Source organism: Companilactobacillus ginsenosidimutans, assembly GCF_001050475.1.
Classification (GTDB): domain Bacteria; phylum Bacillota; class Bacilli; order Lactobacillales; family Lactobacillaceae; genus Companilactobacillus; species Companilactobacillus ginsenosidimutans.
Genome location: NZ_CP012034.1, coordinates 489,284 through 509,195 on the forward strand (window position 1 = coordinate 489,284; position 19,912 = coordinate 509,195).

A 19,912-nucleotide genomic window follows, 5' to 3' on the forward strand; every position below is an offset into this window, starting at 1 on the left:
TTAATCTAATGCAGTTGCCTTTCTAGCATCCTTTGGAACACCAAAGAAGTATGTGACGATAAATCCACCAGCATAAGCAGCTAATAGTCCGAAGATGTAACCCATGATATGTCCATTTGTAATCAATGGAATAAGTGCTAGTCCTGAAGGTCCAATAGCAATGGCACCAACGTTTCCAAATGCTCCAACAACTGCACCACCAATACCACCACCGATACAGGCAGTAATAAATGGACGTCCAAGAGGTAGGGTAACACCATAAATCAATGGTTCACCAATACCTAAGAATCCAACAGGCAATGCACCTTTGATCATATTGGTAAGTTTTTTATTTTTACGGCAACGAACCCATAATGCAAGAGCTGCACCAACTTGGCCGGCACCTGCCATAGCAAGAATTGGTAGCAGAAGTGTTGAACCGGTTTTATCGATCATTTCAATATGGATAGGCGTAAGAATCTGGTGAAGACCTAACATAACCATTGGCAGGAAGAAGAGTCCTAGGATAAATCCGGAGAATGCGCCACCAACTTTTAGAACCCACATGATTGCACCAACTAACGAGTTGGAAACCACACCGGCTATTGGCATGACGATAAAGATTGTAAATACACCAACGACTAGTAATGTCAAAAATGGGGTTACGATAATATCAATTGAGTCAGGAATAATTTTGTGTAAACGTTTTTCGACAATCGACAAAACCCAAACAGCAAAAATTACACCGATGATACCACCTTGTCCTGAAACTAAGGCTTTCCCATCAAAAATATTTTGCAATGGAACTTTTGGATCCACACCACCAAGTAGTGTGACAGCACCAATAATTCCACCTAAACCTGGAGTTGCACCAAATTCCTGGGCAGTATTAGTACCAACATAGACTGATAAATAAAGAAATAGTCCATTTTTGATAACGTTTAGCACCGTAATAAATTCGCTCCAGTTATTACCAATAGTACCTGCAACCATTAAGTTAGAAAGAACAGCTGCAATACCACCAATTAAACCGGCACCAACGAAGGCTGGAATCAATGGGACAAAGATATTTGAAATTGATTTTAGAACTTCTTTGGTTTTTGAAGGCTTGATATTCTTTTTATGTTCAGCTTTTACCTCAGCGGCCTTTTCATAAACTTCCTGTTTGGCCTTTTGATGCTCTGATTTCTCAGTTTCAGAATTTGATGTATCAGGGATGTTTTCTGGAAAATCTTCACCAAATTTAACACCCACTTGATCGACCATAACCTGAGCTACTTTATTAACGATACCAGGTCCAATTACGACTTGAAGGGTATCTTCCTCTACAACGCCCAAAACTCCATCAATGGCCTTTAATTGGTCCATATTGACCTGATTATAGTCACGAATGGTCATTCTAACTCTTGTCATACAATGAATTAACTTTTTGACATTGTTGGGTCCACCAACAGCAGCATAAATTTCTCGTGCTAATCTTTGTTCTTTCGGTTCTGACATGATTTATTCCCCCTAAATTGATTTTCTAACAAATCCTTGATTCTTTTGTAGTTGTTCTTTGGCTTTCTCAACATCTAATCCCGTTAAAATCATGATAATTGAAACTTTTACATCATTTCGAGCAATTTTTAGTGTCTCTGATGCCGTATCATAATCACATTCAGTTGCAGCAATGATAATTCTTTTTGCACGTTCAATTAGTTTTTCATTTGTAGGCTTAACATCAATCATCAAGTTTTCATATGCTTTTCCAGTTTTGATCATGGCAGTTGTTGAAAGCATATTTAAAATCAATTTTTGTGTAGTACCAGCTTTTAACCGTGTTGAACCGGTAAGGATCTCTGGACCGGAAACGACTTCGATTGGATATTTAGCAACTTTTCCGATTTCTGAATTCTCGTTGCACGCGATACTAACAGTGGAAGCTAAAATTTCATTAGCGTACTTCAAACCACCGATTACATATGGTGTTCTACCGCTTGCGGCAATACCGACAACAGTATCTTTACTATTTAGATTGATATTTTCTAAATCTTCTTGTGCAAGTGTTAGTGAGTCTTCAGCGCCTTCAACTGCAACTGTCATCGCAGAAGGACCACCAGCTATCATTCCTTGAACCATTTCTGGTTTTGTTCCAAAAGTGGGTACACATTCTGCAGCATCTAACACGCCAAGACGGCCACTTGTCCCAGCACCAAGATAAATCAGTCTTCCACCAAGCTTAAAACTATGGATTATTTGTTTCACAGCCGCATCTATTTGAGGAATTGATTTCCGTATTTGTTGAGGAACACGATGGTCTTCTTGATTCATTAGTTGAAGTATCTCAGTAGAAGTCATCAAATCCAGATTCATTGATTTGGGATTTCGCTGCTCAGTAGTTAATTTCTGTAGATCCATTAATTTTCCATCCTCTCAAAATAGTTAAATTTGATTTTTTGGTTGGGACCAATTAGATCAATTAAATCCAAATCGCTTTTTGAAATATGTCCCAGGACATTTATACGATCGTCATTAGGTAGATTTCTTTTTGCAATTTGAATTTCACCCATGTACCGACCGTATCTTTTATTATCAGTAGTAATACTGCCTTTTGTACGCTCTACTGTATTTTGCGGAGTGATTGAGGCAAGTTTTAGCATACGAGATTCTTTGATCCTGACTACATCTCTTGCCGGATCCGGACGATTGCTGTATGTCATACGTTCCAAGCGTTCACGATTTGAATCATCGATTGGGCAATAGTTAAGAGACAATGTTTTTTGAATATAATATTCTTTAAACTTTTTACGATAATCCACTGATAAGTATGGGTCACCGATAATTACCTTATCAATTCCTAGTTTATCCAATTCAATAGAACTCGCTAACAGATTTTTATCTCGCTGCGATTCTAGGGTAGGTAAGCCAGAATGGATGGGACCTCGTAAATGTTTGTCTCCAGGTATAAATGCTTGAGTCTTAAATCCTAAGGATTTTAACCACTGATTTTTACTTTTAAACCAGTTGTCATCTAGTCCGGTTTCAGGGCGTGGGTAAAAGTTATGCCATGCCTCGATATTGTTAATTTCAACATTTGATTCTTGAAGCTGCTGATATAATGTTTTATCAATGGTTGATGCATTTAACGCAACTGGCATTTCGGTACTAATATTTTTGATGTCCTCTGGAGTGAATCCATCGTCAAGGCGCAAAGTCAATTTTGATGATATATTCTGTGGCAGGTAACTCAGAGACGACTTATCAACATCAACAACAACACTTAATCCATAGTATTCTGACAACTTCATCAAATCTTTCATCCGAGTTGTTTTAATTCTTGGATCATCCTCGGGTATATGTAATGAAGTAAATACTTCTCTAAAAGTATGCTCTGACATGCTTTTGAAGTACTTTTCGGTTTCGGAATCTATTGGGTCATTTAAGTAATATGAAAACCCCAACATAACTATTAACACCCCCATGTAAGCGATTTAACAAAAATAGAATATACCCTTGGAAATATTATTTCAATGATTGGTTAAAAATGTGTTAAGTTGTGAAACAAAGTTTTTGGTGGAGGGTGGGTTTGTGGAGGTAGCTTCCCGATTCCGAAAGAAAAGCGATTTTTGGTCTGGAACGTAGCTGGCCCACTTTAATGCTTTTACAAGGGCGAAAAGTCTTAAAGCTGGACCTTTTACTAAGCTGAGAAGTTCACTCGGCTAAGTAAAATATAGCTACTGAGACCAAATCGCTTTTCTTTCTCCATCTAAGCAACTATACAAATTGTATGGGCTGGATTGTCTGACTATTTTTACTGGTAGAGATTATTGAGGTTTATTTTTACAATTAAGTATTCGAGCTTTTAAGTCTATAAGTTGAGAAGTTAGGGTGTGTTTAATAGAAAATAATCTATATAACCCACAAAAAAAAGACGAAAACATTATTTATTCTCGTCTTAGTTACGTTTTAGCATTTTGCATTTAGTATATTAAATTGCTGCATACATTTCTTTGATTGAAGCTACTGAAGCGTCCCATTTTTCTTGTTCGTGGCTTGTTAGGTCAAGGGGTAGAATATCTTCTACTCCGTCGGCACCGATTAGGGCAGGTTCACCGATGTATATGCCTTCTTTTTTGTTGAAGCAGGAAACTGGCATTACTTTCTTACTGTCACTGAGGACTGTTTGTACGATTAGAGCAGCTTGATTGGCTATTCCGTAGCAAGTAAAGCCTTTCCCAAAGAAGATGTCTACTCCGTTTTGTTTTGCTTGGTTTTCGAGGTCATCTTGTTCTTTTTGATCAAGAGTTTCGCTCATTAATGTGTTACCAATTCTTACTTTTGTCCATGGAACGAATTGTGTCATTCCGTGTTCTCCAAAGACGTAACCATGAACGCTGTTTGCATGTACACCTAACTTATCGCTGACAGCTTGTTTCATTCTAGCTGTATCGAGTGATGTACCTGTTCCAAACACATGATTCTTTGGTAATCCTGATAACTCTTGTAGATGTCTAGCAATTACGTCACAAGGATTAGTGATGTTAATTAAGATTCCATTGAAGCCGGATTCTTTAATCTTTGGACCCCATTCTTCGGCAACTTTTTTGGTGTAATTCAATTCATCAAAACGGTTTCCACTACCTTGTTGCACAGCAATTTTTCCCGCTGAGAAAATAATAATATCAGTATCTTTCAATTCAGATAAATCTGGACGGATAATTTCTACGTGTGAATTCAGTCCAACTTGGCCATCTTTTAAATCTTTATACTGGGCTGTAACGATTTTCTCATGTTTATCAAATAAAACTAATTCATCTACTAAATCTCGACTTACTAGAGTATAGGCTGTTGTACTACCAACGTGACCTAATCCGATAATTGCAACTTTACTCATAAAAGCACCCCTCAAACATATTTATTATAAAACGATAAAAATATAGTGGTCTTATTTTAATACAATGTCAACATCATTAGGGAAAAACTAATCTTATTTTGCAAAAAATGATGTTAATTTTAGATATAATTAAATAGTCGTATTGAAGAGGAACTTAATATGGGAAAATATAAAATTGCTTTCTTTGATGTTGATGGGACGTTAGCCACCAATACTGGTGCTGATGAATTGTCAATTTTGGAGCGAGTACCTGAGAGTACAAAATTTGCCATTGATCAATTAAAATCTTCTGGGATCCGTCCTGTCATTGCTACCGGAAGAAATCATGGGATGATTAAGGATCTTATTGATGCACTTGGGATTGATAATGTGGTTGCCAACAACGGTCGTTTTGTACTTTACAACGGGAAAGTAATAGCACACGAATATTTTAGTGATCAGCAAGTTAATGATATTGTGGATTATTTGTTGACGAATAACATTGAATTTTGTTATGAAACGGCCAACGTACTGTATAAAAATGATAGTTCTCGCTTTCATTCTGATAGCTCTATGGAAATCCGCAATATACCGGATGGTGAGATTCCTCAACAAGTTATTCAGATGATATTTAGAGCGGATGATTCAGATACTGAAATAGATCTTAATGTTCCTGGTATAAAAGCAGTTAAAGTTGGACCGACAGTTTATGATGTTACTGCTGATAAATCTAACAAAGCAGTTGGAATTGAAAAATATTTGAATATTGCAAATGTTGAATCTTCTCAGGTGATAGCTTTTGGTGATGAAGAAAACGACATCGAAATGTTTGAAAAAGTTGGCTATTCCGTAGCAATGGGAAATGCAAATCCTAAGGTTAAGCAAGTTGCAGATTTTGTAACGACTAACGTTGATAACAATGGAATCTTAAATGCTATACAGAAGTTAGAGTTAGTTTCTGAGTAACTTTTTACAGGTAGACCAAAAGTTGCTAAGAAGCAGAGCTGAAGTGAAGGATAATAAGGAAGTTGTTAAGTACGTTACAATAATTATTATCCATAAGTTTACGTTAGATGTTTGAAAGTTTAAAGTTTTCCAGACTATTACGAGCCAAAAGACATTGGATAAATATGCTCGATATGCATAGACACTTAAAAAATGAATTTTCGGTAATATCTTATTGTCTGCCTTTATTAAGTGGAATGCTAACGTAGCAATCAAGAGAATTATACAAGTATCATATGCGACCATGGATAATTTGTAATATGGTGCGTTCGATAAGTGTATTGGGGTGCCAAATTGGAATAGTTCGTAGTTAATAAGTATGACGGATAGCAATGCAGCTATAATTAGTATCCACCGGTATTTATGTAATAAAAGTTTGATGTTCCAGCGGTAATTTACGAATAACACTCCCAATAATCCATAAATAAAGAAGCTTAAAAATACCCGATCAAGCAAATACCATTGGTGTTTCATTTGGTCGATAAAAACATTGTGATAATAAAACTCGATCCAGATTATATAAATAACAAGTGAAATTACTAATAGTGTAAATGCTAATTTTCCCGAACGTTTGCTTAAATTAGAGATATACCAAAAGATTGGCATTAGTAAAATAAACTGTAACATCATGGTGTTATACCACAGGTGAGGTGCGGCATTGCCATTTATGAATTGCCACAAAAATGATTTCCAGTCGGTGTAGTGATTGACCTGTTGAACCATTGGAAGAAAAATTAGATATATTAAGGTCCACCAAAAAGTGGGAACAATTAAGGCTGAGTATTGTTTTTTTGCGTAATTTGGATAGTCAGCTGCTGATGAATATGGGGTGGTTCTGATTGTTGAATACAAGATTCCAAAGATAAAAACTGGTGCTGTGAATTTAATGAAATTATAGATAATGCCGATTGCAATTTGATTATTGATTGAGGGATGTTTAGTCATAGCAAATGACAAAACTGATTGCAGAATAACTGCAGTACAGGCGATTATCTTCATAAAGTCACCTACATCTGTTTTTTGTGATGGACTATTTTTCATATATTTTCCTCCAATTTTAAAAAAATAAGTTTTCAACTCAACTAATTTTCATGGTAAATGATATTCTAGAAGTACAGATATTTAAAGGAGTTTTCATGCTTAGTAGTCCTAACGAAATTTTAAAAGATACATTTGGATACGACGACTTTCGTCCTGGCCAATTGCAAATTATTCAAGACGTTCTTCAAGGAAAAAGAACTCTTGGAATTATGCCGACTGGCGGTGGCAAATCCATTTGTTACCAAATACCAGCATTAATGTTTTCTGGTGTGACATTAGTCGTTTCACCATTGATTTCATTGATGAAAGATCAAGTCGATAGTTTAAATGAAATGAATATTCCTGCAACATTTATCAATAGTACACTTAATTATTCTGAAGCAAATGAACGGATGAGATATATTGAGTCCGGTGCCGTTAAACTTCTATACGTGGCTCCAGAGCGAATTGAGAACCCTGATTTTTATAATTGGTTAACGCATTTGCCAATTGATTTAATTGCTGTTGATGAAGCTCATGTGTTGTCATCTTGGGGTCACGATTTTAGACCTAGTTATTTGAATGTTGTCCAACCATTAAATGAACTGCCAGGCAACCCACCTGTTTTGGCCTTAACTGCCACTGCTACTAATCGTGTACAGGAAGATATCACGAGCATTTTGGATATTGACGATGCGAATGTTATTAAAACTGGATTTGAGAGAACAAATTTAGCTTTGAAAATTGAACGTGGTGTCAATAAACCAAGATATGTCTTGGAATACGTTCAATCGCATCAAGATCAATCAGGGATTATCTATGCTGGAAAACGTAAAGACGTTGAAAAAATTTACGATCACCTAAAAGAGAAAGGCATCAAAGTTGGAAAGTACCACGCCGGCTTGAGTGATGATATGCGTCATGAAATGCAAGAAGCCTTTCTTTTCGATGAAATCGATGTCATGGTTGCAACAAATGCTTTTGGAATGGGAATAAATACGACTAACGTTAGATATGTTATTCATTATTCAATTCCGGGTACTATTGAAAGTTATTATCAAGAAGTAGGTAGGGCAGGGCGTGATGGATTGGCTGCCGAAGCCATTTTGCTGTATTCACCAGGTGATTTACAGTTACACCGTTTCTTTATTGAACAATCAGATGCAGACGATGAGTATAAACAAAGTCTGATGGAAAAACTCAGAGAAATGAACCAGTATGCTAAGACTGAGCTTTGTTTAATGAACTATATTTTAAAGTATTTTGGTGAAACAAAAACTGAGCCTTGTGGGCATTGTTCTAATTGTCTTGACGAGAGACCAGCACATGATGTTACTGGCGATACACAAAAAGCTTTAAGTTGTGTTGTTAGAATGAATCAAAAGTATGGTAAGAAAACTGTCTCACGTGTGCTTGCTGGAAAGCCTGATGTGGCTAACGACTGGCGCAACTTTGGTGAATTAAGTACATTTGGTTTAATGCATAATGAAACTTTGAAATTTATTGAAGAATTTATTGATTTTCTAACTGCTAATGATTATTTGCGTACATCCGATGGGCCTTATCCGGTTCTTCAATTAACTGAAAAGGGAGTATTGGTTTTAAAGAGTAAGTTGTCAGTTGAAAGACGTGAGACAAGAATTACTCAAGCAAGCAGATCGATCGTTGACGATGGTAATTTTGATACAAAGTTGTTCGAAAAGCTTCGTAAACTAAGACTTTCGTTGGCACATGCTGCAGATGTACCGCCATTTGTAATTTTTTCTGATAAAACTTTACGTGATATGTGTAAGGTTATGCCCAAAACAAGTCAAGAATTTTTGAGTGTATCAGGTGTTGGACATGCAAAATTGGAAAGATACGGCGATAAATTTATTCACGAAATTAAAGAATATCAAACTGAATAGTTTTTTTGTTTATTTGTGATAATAAATGTTTTACGAAAACATCTCAAACAAAAATACCCAGTTATTCAGGAGGAATAACCCATGGATCACAGAATTGGAATTTTGTCAGACATACATGGTAATGTAACAGCACTTAAAACAGTTCTCAAACAGTTGCAAACTGAAAACATTACCGAATACTGGTTTCTGGGCGATCTAATGACTCCTGGACCAGGCGTTAATGAGATTTTTGATATGCTCAACTCACTCAATACGACTGTATTTATTCGTGGGAATTGGGACGATCTAGTCATCAAAATTCTTTCTGATGATGAACAGTACCTAGATTTTGATAATGATGGCTATGTTCACGTTGCGCGCATGGTTGAATATTTATCAGAAACCATCACAGCAGCAAACTTTAAACAACTTAGAGATGCTCCAACTTTTAAAAAGTTTTCCATCAATGGACTTAATATTCAAGTGTCACATAACTTAACACTCAAGAATTTTGGGCATGAATTACTTCCTTATGAGATTCAAGGCAATTTTGATGAACTTGTCGAAGATTCTAAGATCGATTTAGCATTCTATGGACATACACATCATCAACTAATGCGTACAACGTCTGACGATCAGATGATTATTAATCCCGGTTCAATTGGAGATCCGTATACTGACTGGAAAAAGTTTAGCAATGACTTTCGTGCAGAATACGCCGTGTTGGACATTGATTCGTCTGGATACTCGAACGTGTCCTTTAAACGCGCGGCATACGACGTCAATGCAGAGCTTGAATTGGCAAAGTCAATGAAGTTACCATACATTGAACAATACGACAAATTATTGCATACAGGACAAGCAAGTACACATGATATTGATTCATTGAAAAAATATAATGATCAATACGGTTATAAGAAAGATGTACGTGAATATTTTAAACGAATTAGGAAAAAACATTTTTAATCGATAATTTAGTCAACTCAATAATGGGTTGGCTTTTTTACTGATTTAGCCTTACTTCGTATAATATATATTATGTAACCTTGAACAAGCAAAACGATTTTACGTCTCTCTTACCTCATCCTTTGTAGTTAAAAATCAACTTTATTGAAAATCATTAAAAGAAAAAGAAAACATCACAATCGTCATCATCATTATCGGTAAACAGATAATGCAATATTGAGATGATACATAATATAATCCAAATAAAAAAGCAAATCGCAGCTACAGCCGGAAATACAAATAATAATGGAAAAATAGCAAAAAATATAAATTTCCGCATTAAACTTATTAATTCATATTGAAGTAAACAGAAAAATAAAAAACCAATGATATATATCGGTATCAACACTAATAGCAAGCAGATCAAACCTGCTAACTGTAGAAATTCGATAAAATATTTCAAAATTGATTTTATACTGAATTTTGACGTTTTTAATGTTTGTTTCGAAAATAATTGTTGAATGCATTCAGAAATCCAATTAACACAACTAATCGGAATTTGAATAATTGTACGACACACATAAATAATAAAAAGTAAGAATTTTAATGATTTGGTCATTTTGATACTCCCTAAATATCCTGATGGTAGGCTTCATAATTTATATCTTAAACCTTACTTTAAGTATACTGTACTCGATTGATTTAGCATATCAATTTTGACAATATGGTAGCTTACCCTACCCTAATTAGTGTTAAATTGAGTAGAGATATTTATTTTTAGGAGGATGAAAATTGTGACCTTAGAAACTGATTTAATGTCAAAACTAAATGATTCTTCAGTTGAAATCATTAATTTACGTAGGTACTTGCATCAGCATCCAGAGACTTCATTTCACGAGAAAAGAACATCTGAATATATTAAAAACTACTATCATGATTTGGGCATTGAAACTAAGAATTTTGGCTCTGGATATGGGTTCGTAGTGGATATTGACTCTGGAAATCCTGGTAAAACAATTGGTCTGCGTGCTGACTTTGACGCACTGTCTATTCAAGAGAAAAACGATTTGCCATTCAAATCGCAAAATGCTGTTGTCATGCATGCCTGCGGACATGATGGTCACACTGCATATATGATGGTTTTAGCAAAAACTTTGTATCAAATAAAACATAAGCTTCATGGAAAAATTAGAATTATTCACCAACCAGCTGAAGAAGTTTCTCCAGGTGGTGCTCAATCTATGATCGATGCCGGCGTATTAGATGGACTTGATCATGTAATCGGAGCTCATGTGATGTCTTCAATGCCCACGGGATCAATTGGTTATCATCGTGCTGAAACACAGACTGGTCGCGCTAATTTCACCATCAAATTCATTGGCAAAGGTGGACACGCGTCAATGCCACATTTATCAAAAGATGCAATTGTCGCTGGAAGTTATTTTGTGACAGCATTACAAACTGTAGTATCTAGGAATATCGATCCTTTTGATACTGCCAGTGTCACTATTGGTTCGTTTGATGGTACAGGTTCATTTAATGCAATCAAAGAAAGTGTTGAGCTCAAAGGCGATGTTCGAATTATGAAGGAGTCCACACGAAGAATAATCCGTCAGCGTATCGAAAAAATTGCTAATGGCATTTGTGACATGTTCGATGTTAAATATGAGATAGATTACGATGACAATTATCCAGTACTTTTTAATGATCCAGATTTAACAAATCAAGTAATTAAAAGCGTTGAGAATGCTAATATACCCGAAATTAATAAGATATTTGATTGTGGGCCACAAGATCCCTCTGAAGATTTCGCATATTTTGCACAAAATCGGCCTAGTTGTTTCTTTTATATTGGTTGCCAAACTGCTGATGGAGCAAATCATCCACACCACAGTCCTGATTTTTTGATGAATGAGGATTGTTTGATTATTGCTGCTAAAGCTATGGGAGCAGCAGTATTATCCTATTTGAATTGATAAAACAAAATGCCTATCCAAAAATTTGGATAAGTCGTTTTTAATTATTTAATATGCGCCACCGCTGGATCCACCACCATTTCCGCCAAATCCACCATCACCTAGATTTCCTAATCCATCTATATTTCCAAATCCAGCATTGTCACCCGGATACATAGCACCAGCTAAACTTCCTAAGAAGCCAACCTGAGTGCCAGCTCCAAGTGCATAATATAAGGCCAAATTGGAATCGTCGGAAATACTGTCACCAAAGTCAACTCGCAATTGTTGTAAGACATTTTGAGAAACTTCAAATGCAACCGCATATGGTAATATTTTTTCCCATAGAACTAAGTCACCGACTTTGGCTGTTCCAAGATCATCAATTTGTCCTAGCATCTTCTTAAAAGCAATTAACTTGGCCGCTGTTTGCTCACCAAGAGGAGTGTAAGAAGTGATTTTATGTTTACCAATATAATAAATGATCCATGGAACAACGATTGCTAAAGCAGCAAAAGCTGTTGAGATCCAGATGAATTTTCCGAATAAGAATGGAGTCGCAATTAATACAATTGCTGCAAAGATACTTGATAGGGACGCAACGTTAGCCAAACCACTTTTTGCATTAGTATTCTTAACATCAATATATCTTGCCCTACCCTGTGCAGCCCTATTTTTCCATTTTTGGAATTCGTAGTAGAGATCTACACCTTGATAATCGGAGATTTGTTGGGTAGTTACTTTGTTATTTGCGCCAATTTTTGTCACCAAAAAAGTGAAAAAATCATCTTCCGGAATGTGCATTAATTCAATCTCATAAGTATTATCAATTTTAGATATCTTGATATTATTCTTATTAACCTGTACTAATAATTCTCCGATGAAACTGGGTAAATCGGCAGTTTCATTTTGAGTTAGAATGATTTTTGCCATACTAGGAGATACTTCGGGAATATCAAACCAATCGTCCAAATTGTTAATTTTATATTTGTCTTGATATTTATTGGTGTTAATACGTTTATGAATTATCACAAATAATAAAATTATAATTAGAGCAAAAATTCCAATGATGACAAAATAGGAAACATCTAGAACTTTCTGCTTTCTTTCTATTTGTGTCTCACTTGCTAAAATTTTAGATTTCATATTTTTACGGGTAATATTTTGATTATTTGGTGTGACTGAAGTTGGGAATATTAATCTACTGGATAAGGACTGGTGATTACTGTAGTTATTAATGTTAATGTCTACAACTCCAGACTTTGCGTTAACTCTGTTTTTAAAACCTTGTTGCACTTTAACCCAAGAGTGTAAATTGGAAATATTACTTTCAGGTAACTGATATTTAATGTGAACATGTTTCATTGACGAATCCCAATCACTACTAATGACCTTCCAATTAATTTCAGCAATATCGTTGTAATTAGTTACCAAATCAACAATGTTATATTTATAAACTGCAGTTACTTTAGCATCAGATGATTCATGCCGAATAGTCGCATTTATTTGGTCTGGTGACTCATCTGTAGTCACTCCGGACAATCCAAAAGTTTGATAACTATTATTTCCATTTCCATATTTGAGCGGAATCTCGTTCCCGTCCTCAAATAGCTGGACTCTAGGCAATGATGCATCAGCATGTCCATTCATCTGTTGTGAATATTGGATGACATGAAATTTTCCAGTGAATTTGTATGTAACTTTTTGGACAATATCTGCTGAACCATCTTTTTTTACTTTAATGGAAGTGTCGTAATCAGTAATAGAATATTTGGAACCAGCATTAACCTGTTGCTGTGTAACTTGCGAAGTTAATATCAATGGAAATATTGTAAATATAATTACGGTAAATATTTTTTTCATTTTTCACCTTTTTAACAATGAGAAAATCATTTGATTTTGTTGTTTATCGCTTGCATGATTTCTGGTATTCAAAACTCGTAAATATTATCAAAAATCATCACTTAAGAATATATACGAACAACATAATTTAGTTCAAGTCCCCATTCTCAGCTGCTAGAAATTTTAGACGAAAGAACTTTAACAAACATCAATTTGCAGAATAACTTTGTTCAGAATATGTCAGTTTTTTGATTGATTTCAGATTTACTTGCGGTTTTGAAGACAAATAGATGCATATATATTGACTCTAATTCAAGTGAGTTATGACCATTTCAAAAACCAATGGACATTTATTAATACAACACTTGGCTTGTTGGAAATAAAAAAAACTCTCATGTCTAAACCAGAGAGTTTTAATTTAGAATGAACAACACAAATGAATATTAATTCGCCTATTTTTAATCAGTGACATAAATTGGATAAATGTAAGAACTGAATGATTTTGCAACGGCGCCTGGTGCAAGTGCCCATCCGTTCCCACTCAAAGTTGCAGAATATGTTCCCTTACCACCCGCTTTGAATTGTTTGCTATATCCGATTCGACCGGTTGTGGAATTACGACTAAAACTATCGAGTCTCGTACTATTAAGGTAAATATCACAACTCATTGCCATTGGTAAGGTTGTATATGGTACATCTAGGTCATATTCAAGCATATCATTTCCCACAGAGTATACTTGAAGATCAATAAGTGAATAACCGGCAATTATAGATGAAGCACCTTGTATATTTCCTCCTCCAGATTTATTTTCTAACCGCTGATCTATTCTAATTGTCCTGCTTACCAACAGCTTCTTCGATTGGGTTGAAGAAGATTGTGTTAGAGCAAAATTATTTTGCAAGTTTGAACTTGTCGAAGCTGATGATGAATTTAAATCAATTCCAAATGAGATAATTCCTAGCACCAATGCGGTGGCTAAGCCCTCAAAAATTTTTTTCAAATTATGCATTAGATAATCCCCCATATCATTACGTTGTAAGAGTGGTAACAACAAAACAAGAAAATAATTGATTATCCACATAGACTGTTAGTAACCTCTAATCAATAATTCAAGATTAATAGTTAATGTAACTCAAATATGGTAATCAAGTTTGTGTAGTTATTTTTTAACACATATTCATTAGTAGATATTTGAAAAAAAACATCTCCTGAACTAGATTGTACAGTTGATCCAATAATCCATTCGGAGTCCTTAGCAACAGATAGAGATGTTTGAATTAACCTACCATTTGAAATACGATATACTGGCTGGATTTCGGAACTTTTCAATATTGAACCAGAATAAAGCATTCCATCTCTAAATATAGTCGCATTGTTAATATCAATAGACTCTATTGTCAATAGCGGAATAAAAATGCAGGTTTATAGCGGTTAAAAATGTAGGTTTTTAGCGGTTTTTATTTCTTGATTAAATCGTTGTTTCTAAGACGATATGATTTACCTGTAATCTTGATGATTTGTGCATGATGCACTAATCTATCAAGAATTGCCGAAGCAGTTACTGTATCTTGGAGAATATCCCCCCAACTAGACAAGCTGGCATTGCTAGTAATAATTGTAGAATGTCGTTCATATCTATTGTTGATGAGCTGAAAGAGTAAATTGGCTTCTTGCTTTTCAATTGGTAAGTAACCAAGTTCATCAATTATTAAAAGCTCATAATTTGAATATCTTCTTATTTGTCTATCCAAGGTTCCCTTGTCATAGGCTTTTTTTAGTTTCAACAAGAGGTCATTACAATTGATGAATAAAGTTCTTATATCCTGTCTACATGCAGATACCCCAATGGCAGTTGCTAGATGAGTTTTCCCAACACCCGGAGAACCGAGAAATATCAAATTATCATGTCGCTCCATGAAGCCCATATTTTGAAACTCTCTAATTTGAACTTCATTGATGCTTGTTTGAAATCCAAAATCAAATTCTTCAATGGACTTTTTGACGGGAAAACGTGCTTTCTTGATAATCGAATCGATATGCTTTCTTTCATTGGCATGTATCTCTTCGTCAGTTAGCTTCAATAGTGATTCTGTTAGTGGTACAGTTTTATGGCCAGTTTCATCGAGGTACTCTGGCAGGTAGTTACACATATTGTTCAAACCAAGTTCTTGTAGATTATTCATTAATTCATGGTAGTTATCGCGCATTGTTGTTACCTCCAAATTCAATTGCATCATATTGAACCAAGTTATTCTCGATGTAGTTTCTTATCTCATCTTCAGATTTGTTTTTCTTAAGGTCAGATTGAAGAATCTCAATTGTATCTTCTTGTGTATAGTTGAATTTGTTTGAGGTTATCAAGTGCGATTTTATTAATGCTCCGTTATAATATATTTGTAATTGATCCCCATTATCGGATAAGCGAACTTCGACTGTCTTACCGATATATTGGGTGCTAACGGAATACTTACATTTACGAAATTGGACCATTGATTCAGAAGATACGATACGGGTAATATCGTCTTCGAAGTATGGATTAAGTAGGTCTGATGGTAGTTTATGTAAGTATTCTTTTTCTTTGTCATTCCATAGATCTATCGGTTTAATATCTGTCGCTTGTGAGATGTCATTGTTCAAACTATTCATAGTTTCATCAACTAACTTGATAACGTCATCATCAGTTTCAAACTCATAATTAAAAGCACGTAATCTCTCAGTTGTTCTAGCTAGTGCCTCGACACATCCTTTAGTTTGAGGTCTGAATGGTCGACAAGCAATTGGCTTGAAGCCTGCGTCTTTGGTAAAAGCAAGAAATCTAGAATTGAAGATGGTTTTATGATACTGACTCTTAGAATGGTCCACAACAATCTTCATATTGTCGAACCATATTTCTTTTGGAATGCCTCCAGTGTATTTAAAAGCTTCATTAAGACATTCGAACAAAGTATCCTGATTACGTTCAAAAGTGAGCGTCATGAATTTCATCTTTGAGAAGGGAAGAACATATAGAAAGATATTAAACTTGTGTGGCTTTCCAAATTTATCATAGAGAACCATATTTTCTTTCCAATCAACCTGAGCGGATAATGCAGGGGAATGTGTCACACGAATCGTGGCTTTCTTTGATCTCTTCCTTTTGAAGTCATGACAATAATCCTTAACCAAAGTGTATTTACCGGGATAACCTTGAGTTTGTATAAATTTGAAGATTGCCATCGCACTACATCCAAGTTCTAATTTGTCATCAATTATTGCAGTGTATGGATCTAACTTACTTTTTCGCTTCTTTACCATTTTGTTTGGTGGATTAGAAGCCTCGAGGTAAGCTTTTTTTATTGTTCGATAATCGGCATTGTAAGTACGGCCTAAAGCAGTGAAGTTAGGTTTAATATTTTCATTCACGTAGAACTCCATCCTTTCGCGAATATCATTTCTCATCAAATTGACCTCCAGGATCTTGATAAGAAAATGATACTAAAAAATGTAGGTAAACCGACAGTTTTAAACCGGCGATTACCTACATTTTATTACCGCTATTAACATCTATATCGTTGTTCGCAAAAACTGTAGCAGGTTCGGTTCCAATAATTCCTAAAGTAATAATACAAATTGTTATAATAAATGCCTTTTTCATAAAGCCCACCTTTCTGTCAATTGTCATTTTCTTTGTAAATATCATACTAAATCGAATTACAAATGACCAATATTTAATAAAAGTAATTCAAATTAATTGTACTTAAAGATTTTCTATGATCCGAATAAATACCACTCTACAACGCTTATTGAAATCATTTTATCACTACAAATAAACACTTAATATAAAATGATTACGCTTACATAATAACGTATTTAAAAATCTTAGTCTAAAAATTAAATACAATTAGTAAAAATAATTTCTATTCATTTTCATTAAAAGAAGATGAAACTAATTGAAAAGTGAACTATTAAATGAGTTCGATACTGTTATTCTATGGAAATACACAAACGATGAGTTTTTATGCAATATTAAGATGAATTTCATTAGTATGTCTATTCAAGCTTCCGCAATTAGACATAATTTGATCCTCATTTAGTTAGATGCTAGTTATTGATGTAATTGACTAAACTCACTGCAATTATAGTAATTAATCCACTTTGAAATTACTTGTGCTAGATGTTATTGATTTTCGTATTTGTAATTCCAAATGGTGTCAACTTTTAGTTGATTAATAATCCGGTACTATGAGGTATTCGTGAGGCGACAATTTTCAAGACAAGTTTTATTGAATTCAATTTTTCCTCAATTTCTTTTGATATCTTCTAGATTGAAATTAAAATGAGTGTGTTAATTAGAATATATCGTTGCTAAGTAACCGGTATCGTGTGTCATTTTATGAAATGGGAGAACGTTTCGATTATTTATATTTTTTATGCAGTCGGAGACTGTTAGTAAGTATTTTCACAAAGCAAAACTCGTCAAAAATTTAGAATGTAGTTCTTCATCTGACGTTCCATAGCCCCATTTGCATCAGTTATAACAGTTCCAAACTTCTGTAAAGGACTTTTTGTCAGAAATTTTTGATTGATATTATCTTGCGCTCTTCCCCTTTAAAAATTTTTTAACGCAAATATTCGGCTTTTTTATTTTACAAATGTAAACAGCTTTGTAAATCATTATGTTATTTACGGGTGCTTCATCACACGTATGCTACAACGCATTGACAATCTTATGTTAATAGATCCATCCGATCCTCTTTATTTTAAGTATGCAATGCGTTTTTCCAGATCAATATTTCCTAATTATGGAGTTACTTTTTATTTTCAAACATGGAGATGACTCGTTTTCGTGAACTGTGAATGCATGATTTCGGCTGTGATCTTATAGATATTTCTATTTCAAAACACTACATGCATTGGAAATGTCAAAATGATATGCAGTCTAAGGACTATGATTCCTTGTGGTTGGCCAATTTTTTGTTCTGGTAATTGTAGTTGCGACCAGTCCTTTTCAATAGAGTACAATTGTTTAAATCTTCGTTTCGATATTATATTTAGCCATAGAAAAACCACTTGAATTGGAGGAGTCCATTTCGAGTGGTTCAGTTTATCTACACTGTTCTGTTGATGATGAGTTGTTTTTCCGATATCATACTCGCCTTGTGAATTAAAGTTTCAAAGAAAGAAATCTACTAATCTCTTAATCGAATTTATTGACATGATTTAACCTTTTATAGTATTGATGTCATCTGATGATAGCCAAGCGTTAGTGCCAATACGGCAATATTTTGTATTGTTACCAAAATCTATTGACCTTCTGTCAGTAACCCAAGTGGTCCCAGCTGGTGCGTATCTGCCACTTGGTATTCCAAAATCGTCATATATGGGGGCGTCAGTATTTGTCGTCACGGTAATTCCAGCTAAGAAAGTTGCCCAAGGTAAAACATCGACGGCCTTTACAAATCCATTTGTAGATACATGAAGAAAATAAATTCCGTTGATAATTGAGACAATATCTGATGACCAATCTGTATTTGGAGCTAGTCTCAAATTATTATAGATATTCCCATCTCGGTCATACATGTGTACGTAAGTATCCCTTGTGCTTACACCACCACGTATATCACCAAAAATATACTTATTCCCATTTTGAGTATAATCGGCTGATCGGCGAGTTGAATCAAGCACTTCATTTTTTGACACATTAGAATAATCATTTTTAGTCGTGTAATAATAATTATTTTTTTCTTCATATGTACTTCTAGCAGCATATTCACTGTCATTACCTATTTCTTGGCTGAAATATAACATTCCATTTTCACCAAAAGTAATCCCAAATCCGATATATCCAACATACGGATTTAACATATTTTTCCTGTGGCCGTAATCAGGTAGTCTATCGTTCTTTTCAATATAAAATTCTTGTGTAATAGCATTAGCAACTCCAACGGAATCGTTTGGCACCATTGTTATTGGAATCTGACCTATGTTTTCTTCAGCATTATGGTTATATGGTGCCATTAGTGCTGAATTCCAGCCAACATGTTTGTCAATACCTGTACCGTTACTGTTAAAGGAATCACTTCGTTGTTGTGCATAATTGTTCAGTACTTCAACACTAGTCAAAGAATTTAAACCATTTTGTGCACGCAAGTCATTGATTGCATTTAACATTGCGGCCTTAATTGCAGCAACGTCAACTTGTGAATTTGCTTGAACATTTGGTGTTGTGGCAGAATCAGTTGATTTTGTCTGAATGTTTGCTGAATCGTTATTTGCAGTAGTATCCGTTGTTTGTACATTTGTATCTGCAGTAGTTGTATCGGCAAAACTCGTTGCAGCGTTGCCAAGCGAAGTTGCCATTAATAGAGCAGTTGAAAATAATACCGCAATATTTTTCTTGTTAATTTTCATAAAAATCCCCCGTCCTCGATATGAAAATATGGAT

General features: G+C 34.8%; 14 protein-coding genes. 4 read left to right on the forward strand and 10 right to left on the reverse strand.

All coding sequences use genetic code 11. The annotated features are described in order from the left end of the window. The 4 genes from ABM34_RS02625 to ABM34_RS02640 form a co-directional block, all read right to left on the reverse strand. Entirely contained in the window at positions 1-1,479 is a 1,479-nt protein-coding gene (locus ABM34_RS02625) for a PTS transporter subunit EIIC (RefSeq protein WP_048703052.1), read from the reverse strand. Between the two features lie 12 nt (positions 1,480-1,491). Further along, positions 1,492-2,379, reverse strand: coding sequence for an N-acetylmuramic acid 6-phosphate etherase (gene murQ, locus ABM34_RS02630; RefSeq protein WP_048703054.1), 888 nt, complete (start codon positions 2,377-2,379; stop codon positions 1,492-1,494). Then, positions 2,379-3,425 carry a MupG family TIM beta-alpha barrel fold protein gene (locus tag ABM34_RS02635; RefSeq protein ID WP_048703055.1) on the reverse strand — a complete coding sequence of 349 codons (1,047 nt, stop codon included), beginning with the start codon at positions 3,423-3,425 and terminating at the stop codon, positions 2,379-2,381. The genes murQ and ABM34_RS02635 overlap by 1 nt, the downstream gene beginning before the upstream one ends. Positions 3,426-3,949: 524 nt before the next feature. Next, entirely contained in the window at positions 3,950-4,855 is a 906-nt protein-coding gene (locus tag ABM34_RS02640; RefSeq protein ID WP_048703057.1) for an L-lactate dehydrogenase, read from the reverse strand. 159 nt (positions 4,856-5,014) lie between these two features. On the opposite strand from ABM34_RS02640, the gene ABM34_RS02645 reads away from it, so the two are divergent. Further along, positions 5,015-5,800, forward strand: coding sequence for an HAD family hydrolase (locus ABM34_RS02645; RefSeq protein ID WP_048703058.1), 786 nt, complete (start codon positions 5,015-5,017; stop codon positions 5,798-5,800). Here the strand turns inward: ABM34_RS02645 and ABM34_RS02650 are convergent. After that, positions 5,786-6,880, reverse strand: coding sequence for an acyltransferase (locus ABM34_RS02650; RefSeq protein ID WP_048703060.1), 1,095 nt, complete (start codon positions 6,878-6,880; stop codon positions 5,786-5,788). The two genes, ABM34_RS02645 and ABM34_RS02650, sit on opposite strands and share 15 nt — an antisense overlap. Positions 6,881-6,975: 95 nt before the next feature. Here ABM34_RS02650 and recQ point away from each other — a divergent pair, with 95 nt between their 5' ends. The 3 genes from recQ (at position 6,976) to ABM34_RS02670 (ending at position 11,666) form a co-directional block, all read left to right on the forward strand. Next, positions 6,976-8,766, forward strand: a complete 1,791-nt coding sequence (gene recQ, locus ABM34_RS02655) for a DNA helicase RecQ (protein WP_048703062.1) — start codon at positions 6,976-6,978, stop codon at positions 8,764-8,766. 81 nt (positions 8,767-8,847) lie between these two features. Continuing rightward, positions 8,848-9,711, forward strand: coding sequence for a metallophosphoesterase family protein (locus ABM34_RS02660; RefSeq protein ID WP_048703063.1), 864 nt, complete (start codon positions 8,848-8,850; stop codon positions 9,709-9,711). A 773-nt stretch (positions 9,712-10,484) separates the two neighbouring features. Beyond that, positions 10,485-11,666 (forward strand): amidohydrolase, encoded by a 1,182-nt coding sequence (locus ABM34_RS02670; RefSeq protein ID WP_157023200.1) that lies wholly within the window; start codon positions 10,485-10,487, stop codon positions 11,664-11,666. A 48-nt stretch (positions 11,667-11,714) separates the two neighbouring features. Here ABM34_RS02670 and ABM34_RS02675 read toward each other — a convergent pair whose 3' ends face one another. The 5 genes from ABM34_RS02675 to ABM34_RS02700 form a co-directional block, all read right to left on the reverse strand. Continuing rightward, positions 11,715-13,508: a DUF2207 domain-containing protein gene (locus ABM34_RS02675; protein WP_048703068.1), complete on the reverse strand. Its 1,794-nt coding sequence runs from the start codon at positions 13,506-13,508 to the stop codon at positions 11,715-11,717. A 437-nt stretch (positions 13,509-13,945) separates the two neighbouring features. After that, a complete protein-coding gene (locus ABM34_RS02680) occupies positions 13,946-14,497 on the reverse strand; it encodes a hypothetical protein (RefSeq protein WP_048703071.1) in 552 nt (183 codons plus the stop codon). A 448-nt stretch (positions 14,498-14,945) separates the two neighbouring features. Then, entirely contained in the window at positions 14,946-15,695 is a 750-nt protein-coding gene (gene istB / locus ABM34_RS02690; RefSeq protein WP_048702648.1) for an IS21-like element helper ATPase IstB, read from the reverse strand. After that, positions 15,685-16,926, reverse strand: a complete 1,242-nt coding sequence (istA, locus tag ABM34_RS02695) for an IS21 family transposase (protein WP_048702647.1) — start codon at positions 16,924-16,926, stop codon at positions 15,685-15,687. Before istA ends, istB begins: the two co-directional genes overlap by 11 nt. 1,761 nt (positions 16,927-18,687) lie before the next feature. Beyond that, positions 18,688-19,878 (reverse strand): CAP domain-containing protein, encoded by a 1,191-nt coding sequence (locus ABM34_RS02700; RefSeq protein ID WP_048703078.1) that lies wholly within the window; start codon positions 19,876-19,878, stop codon positions 18,688-18,690. Positions 19,879-19,912: the final 34 nt, after the last annotated feature.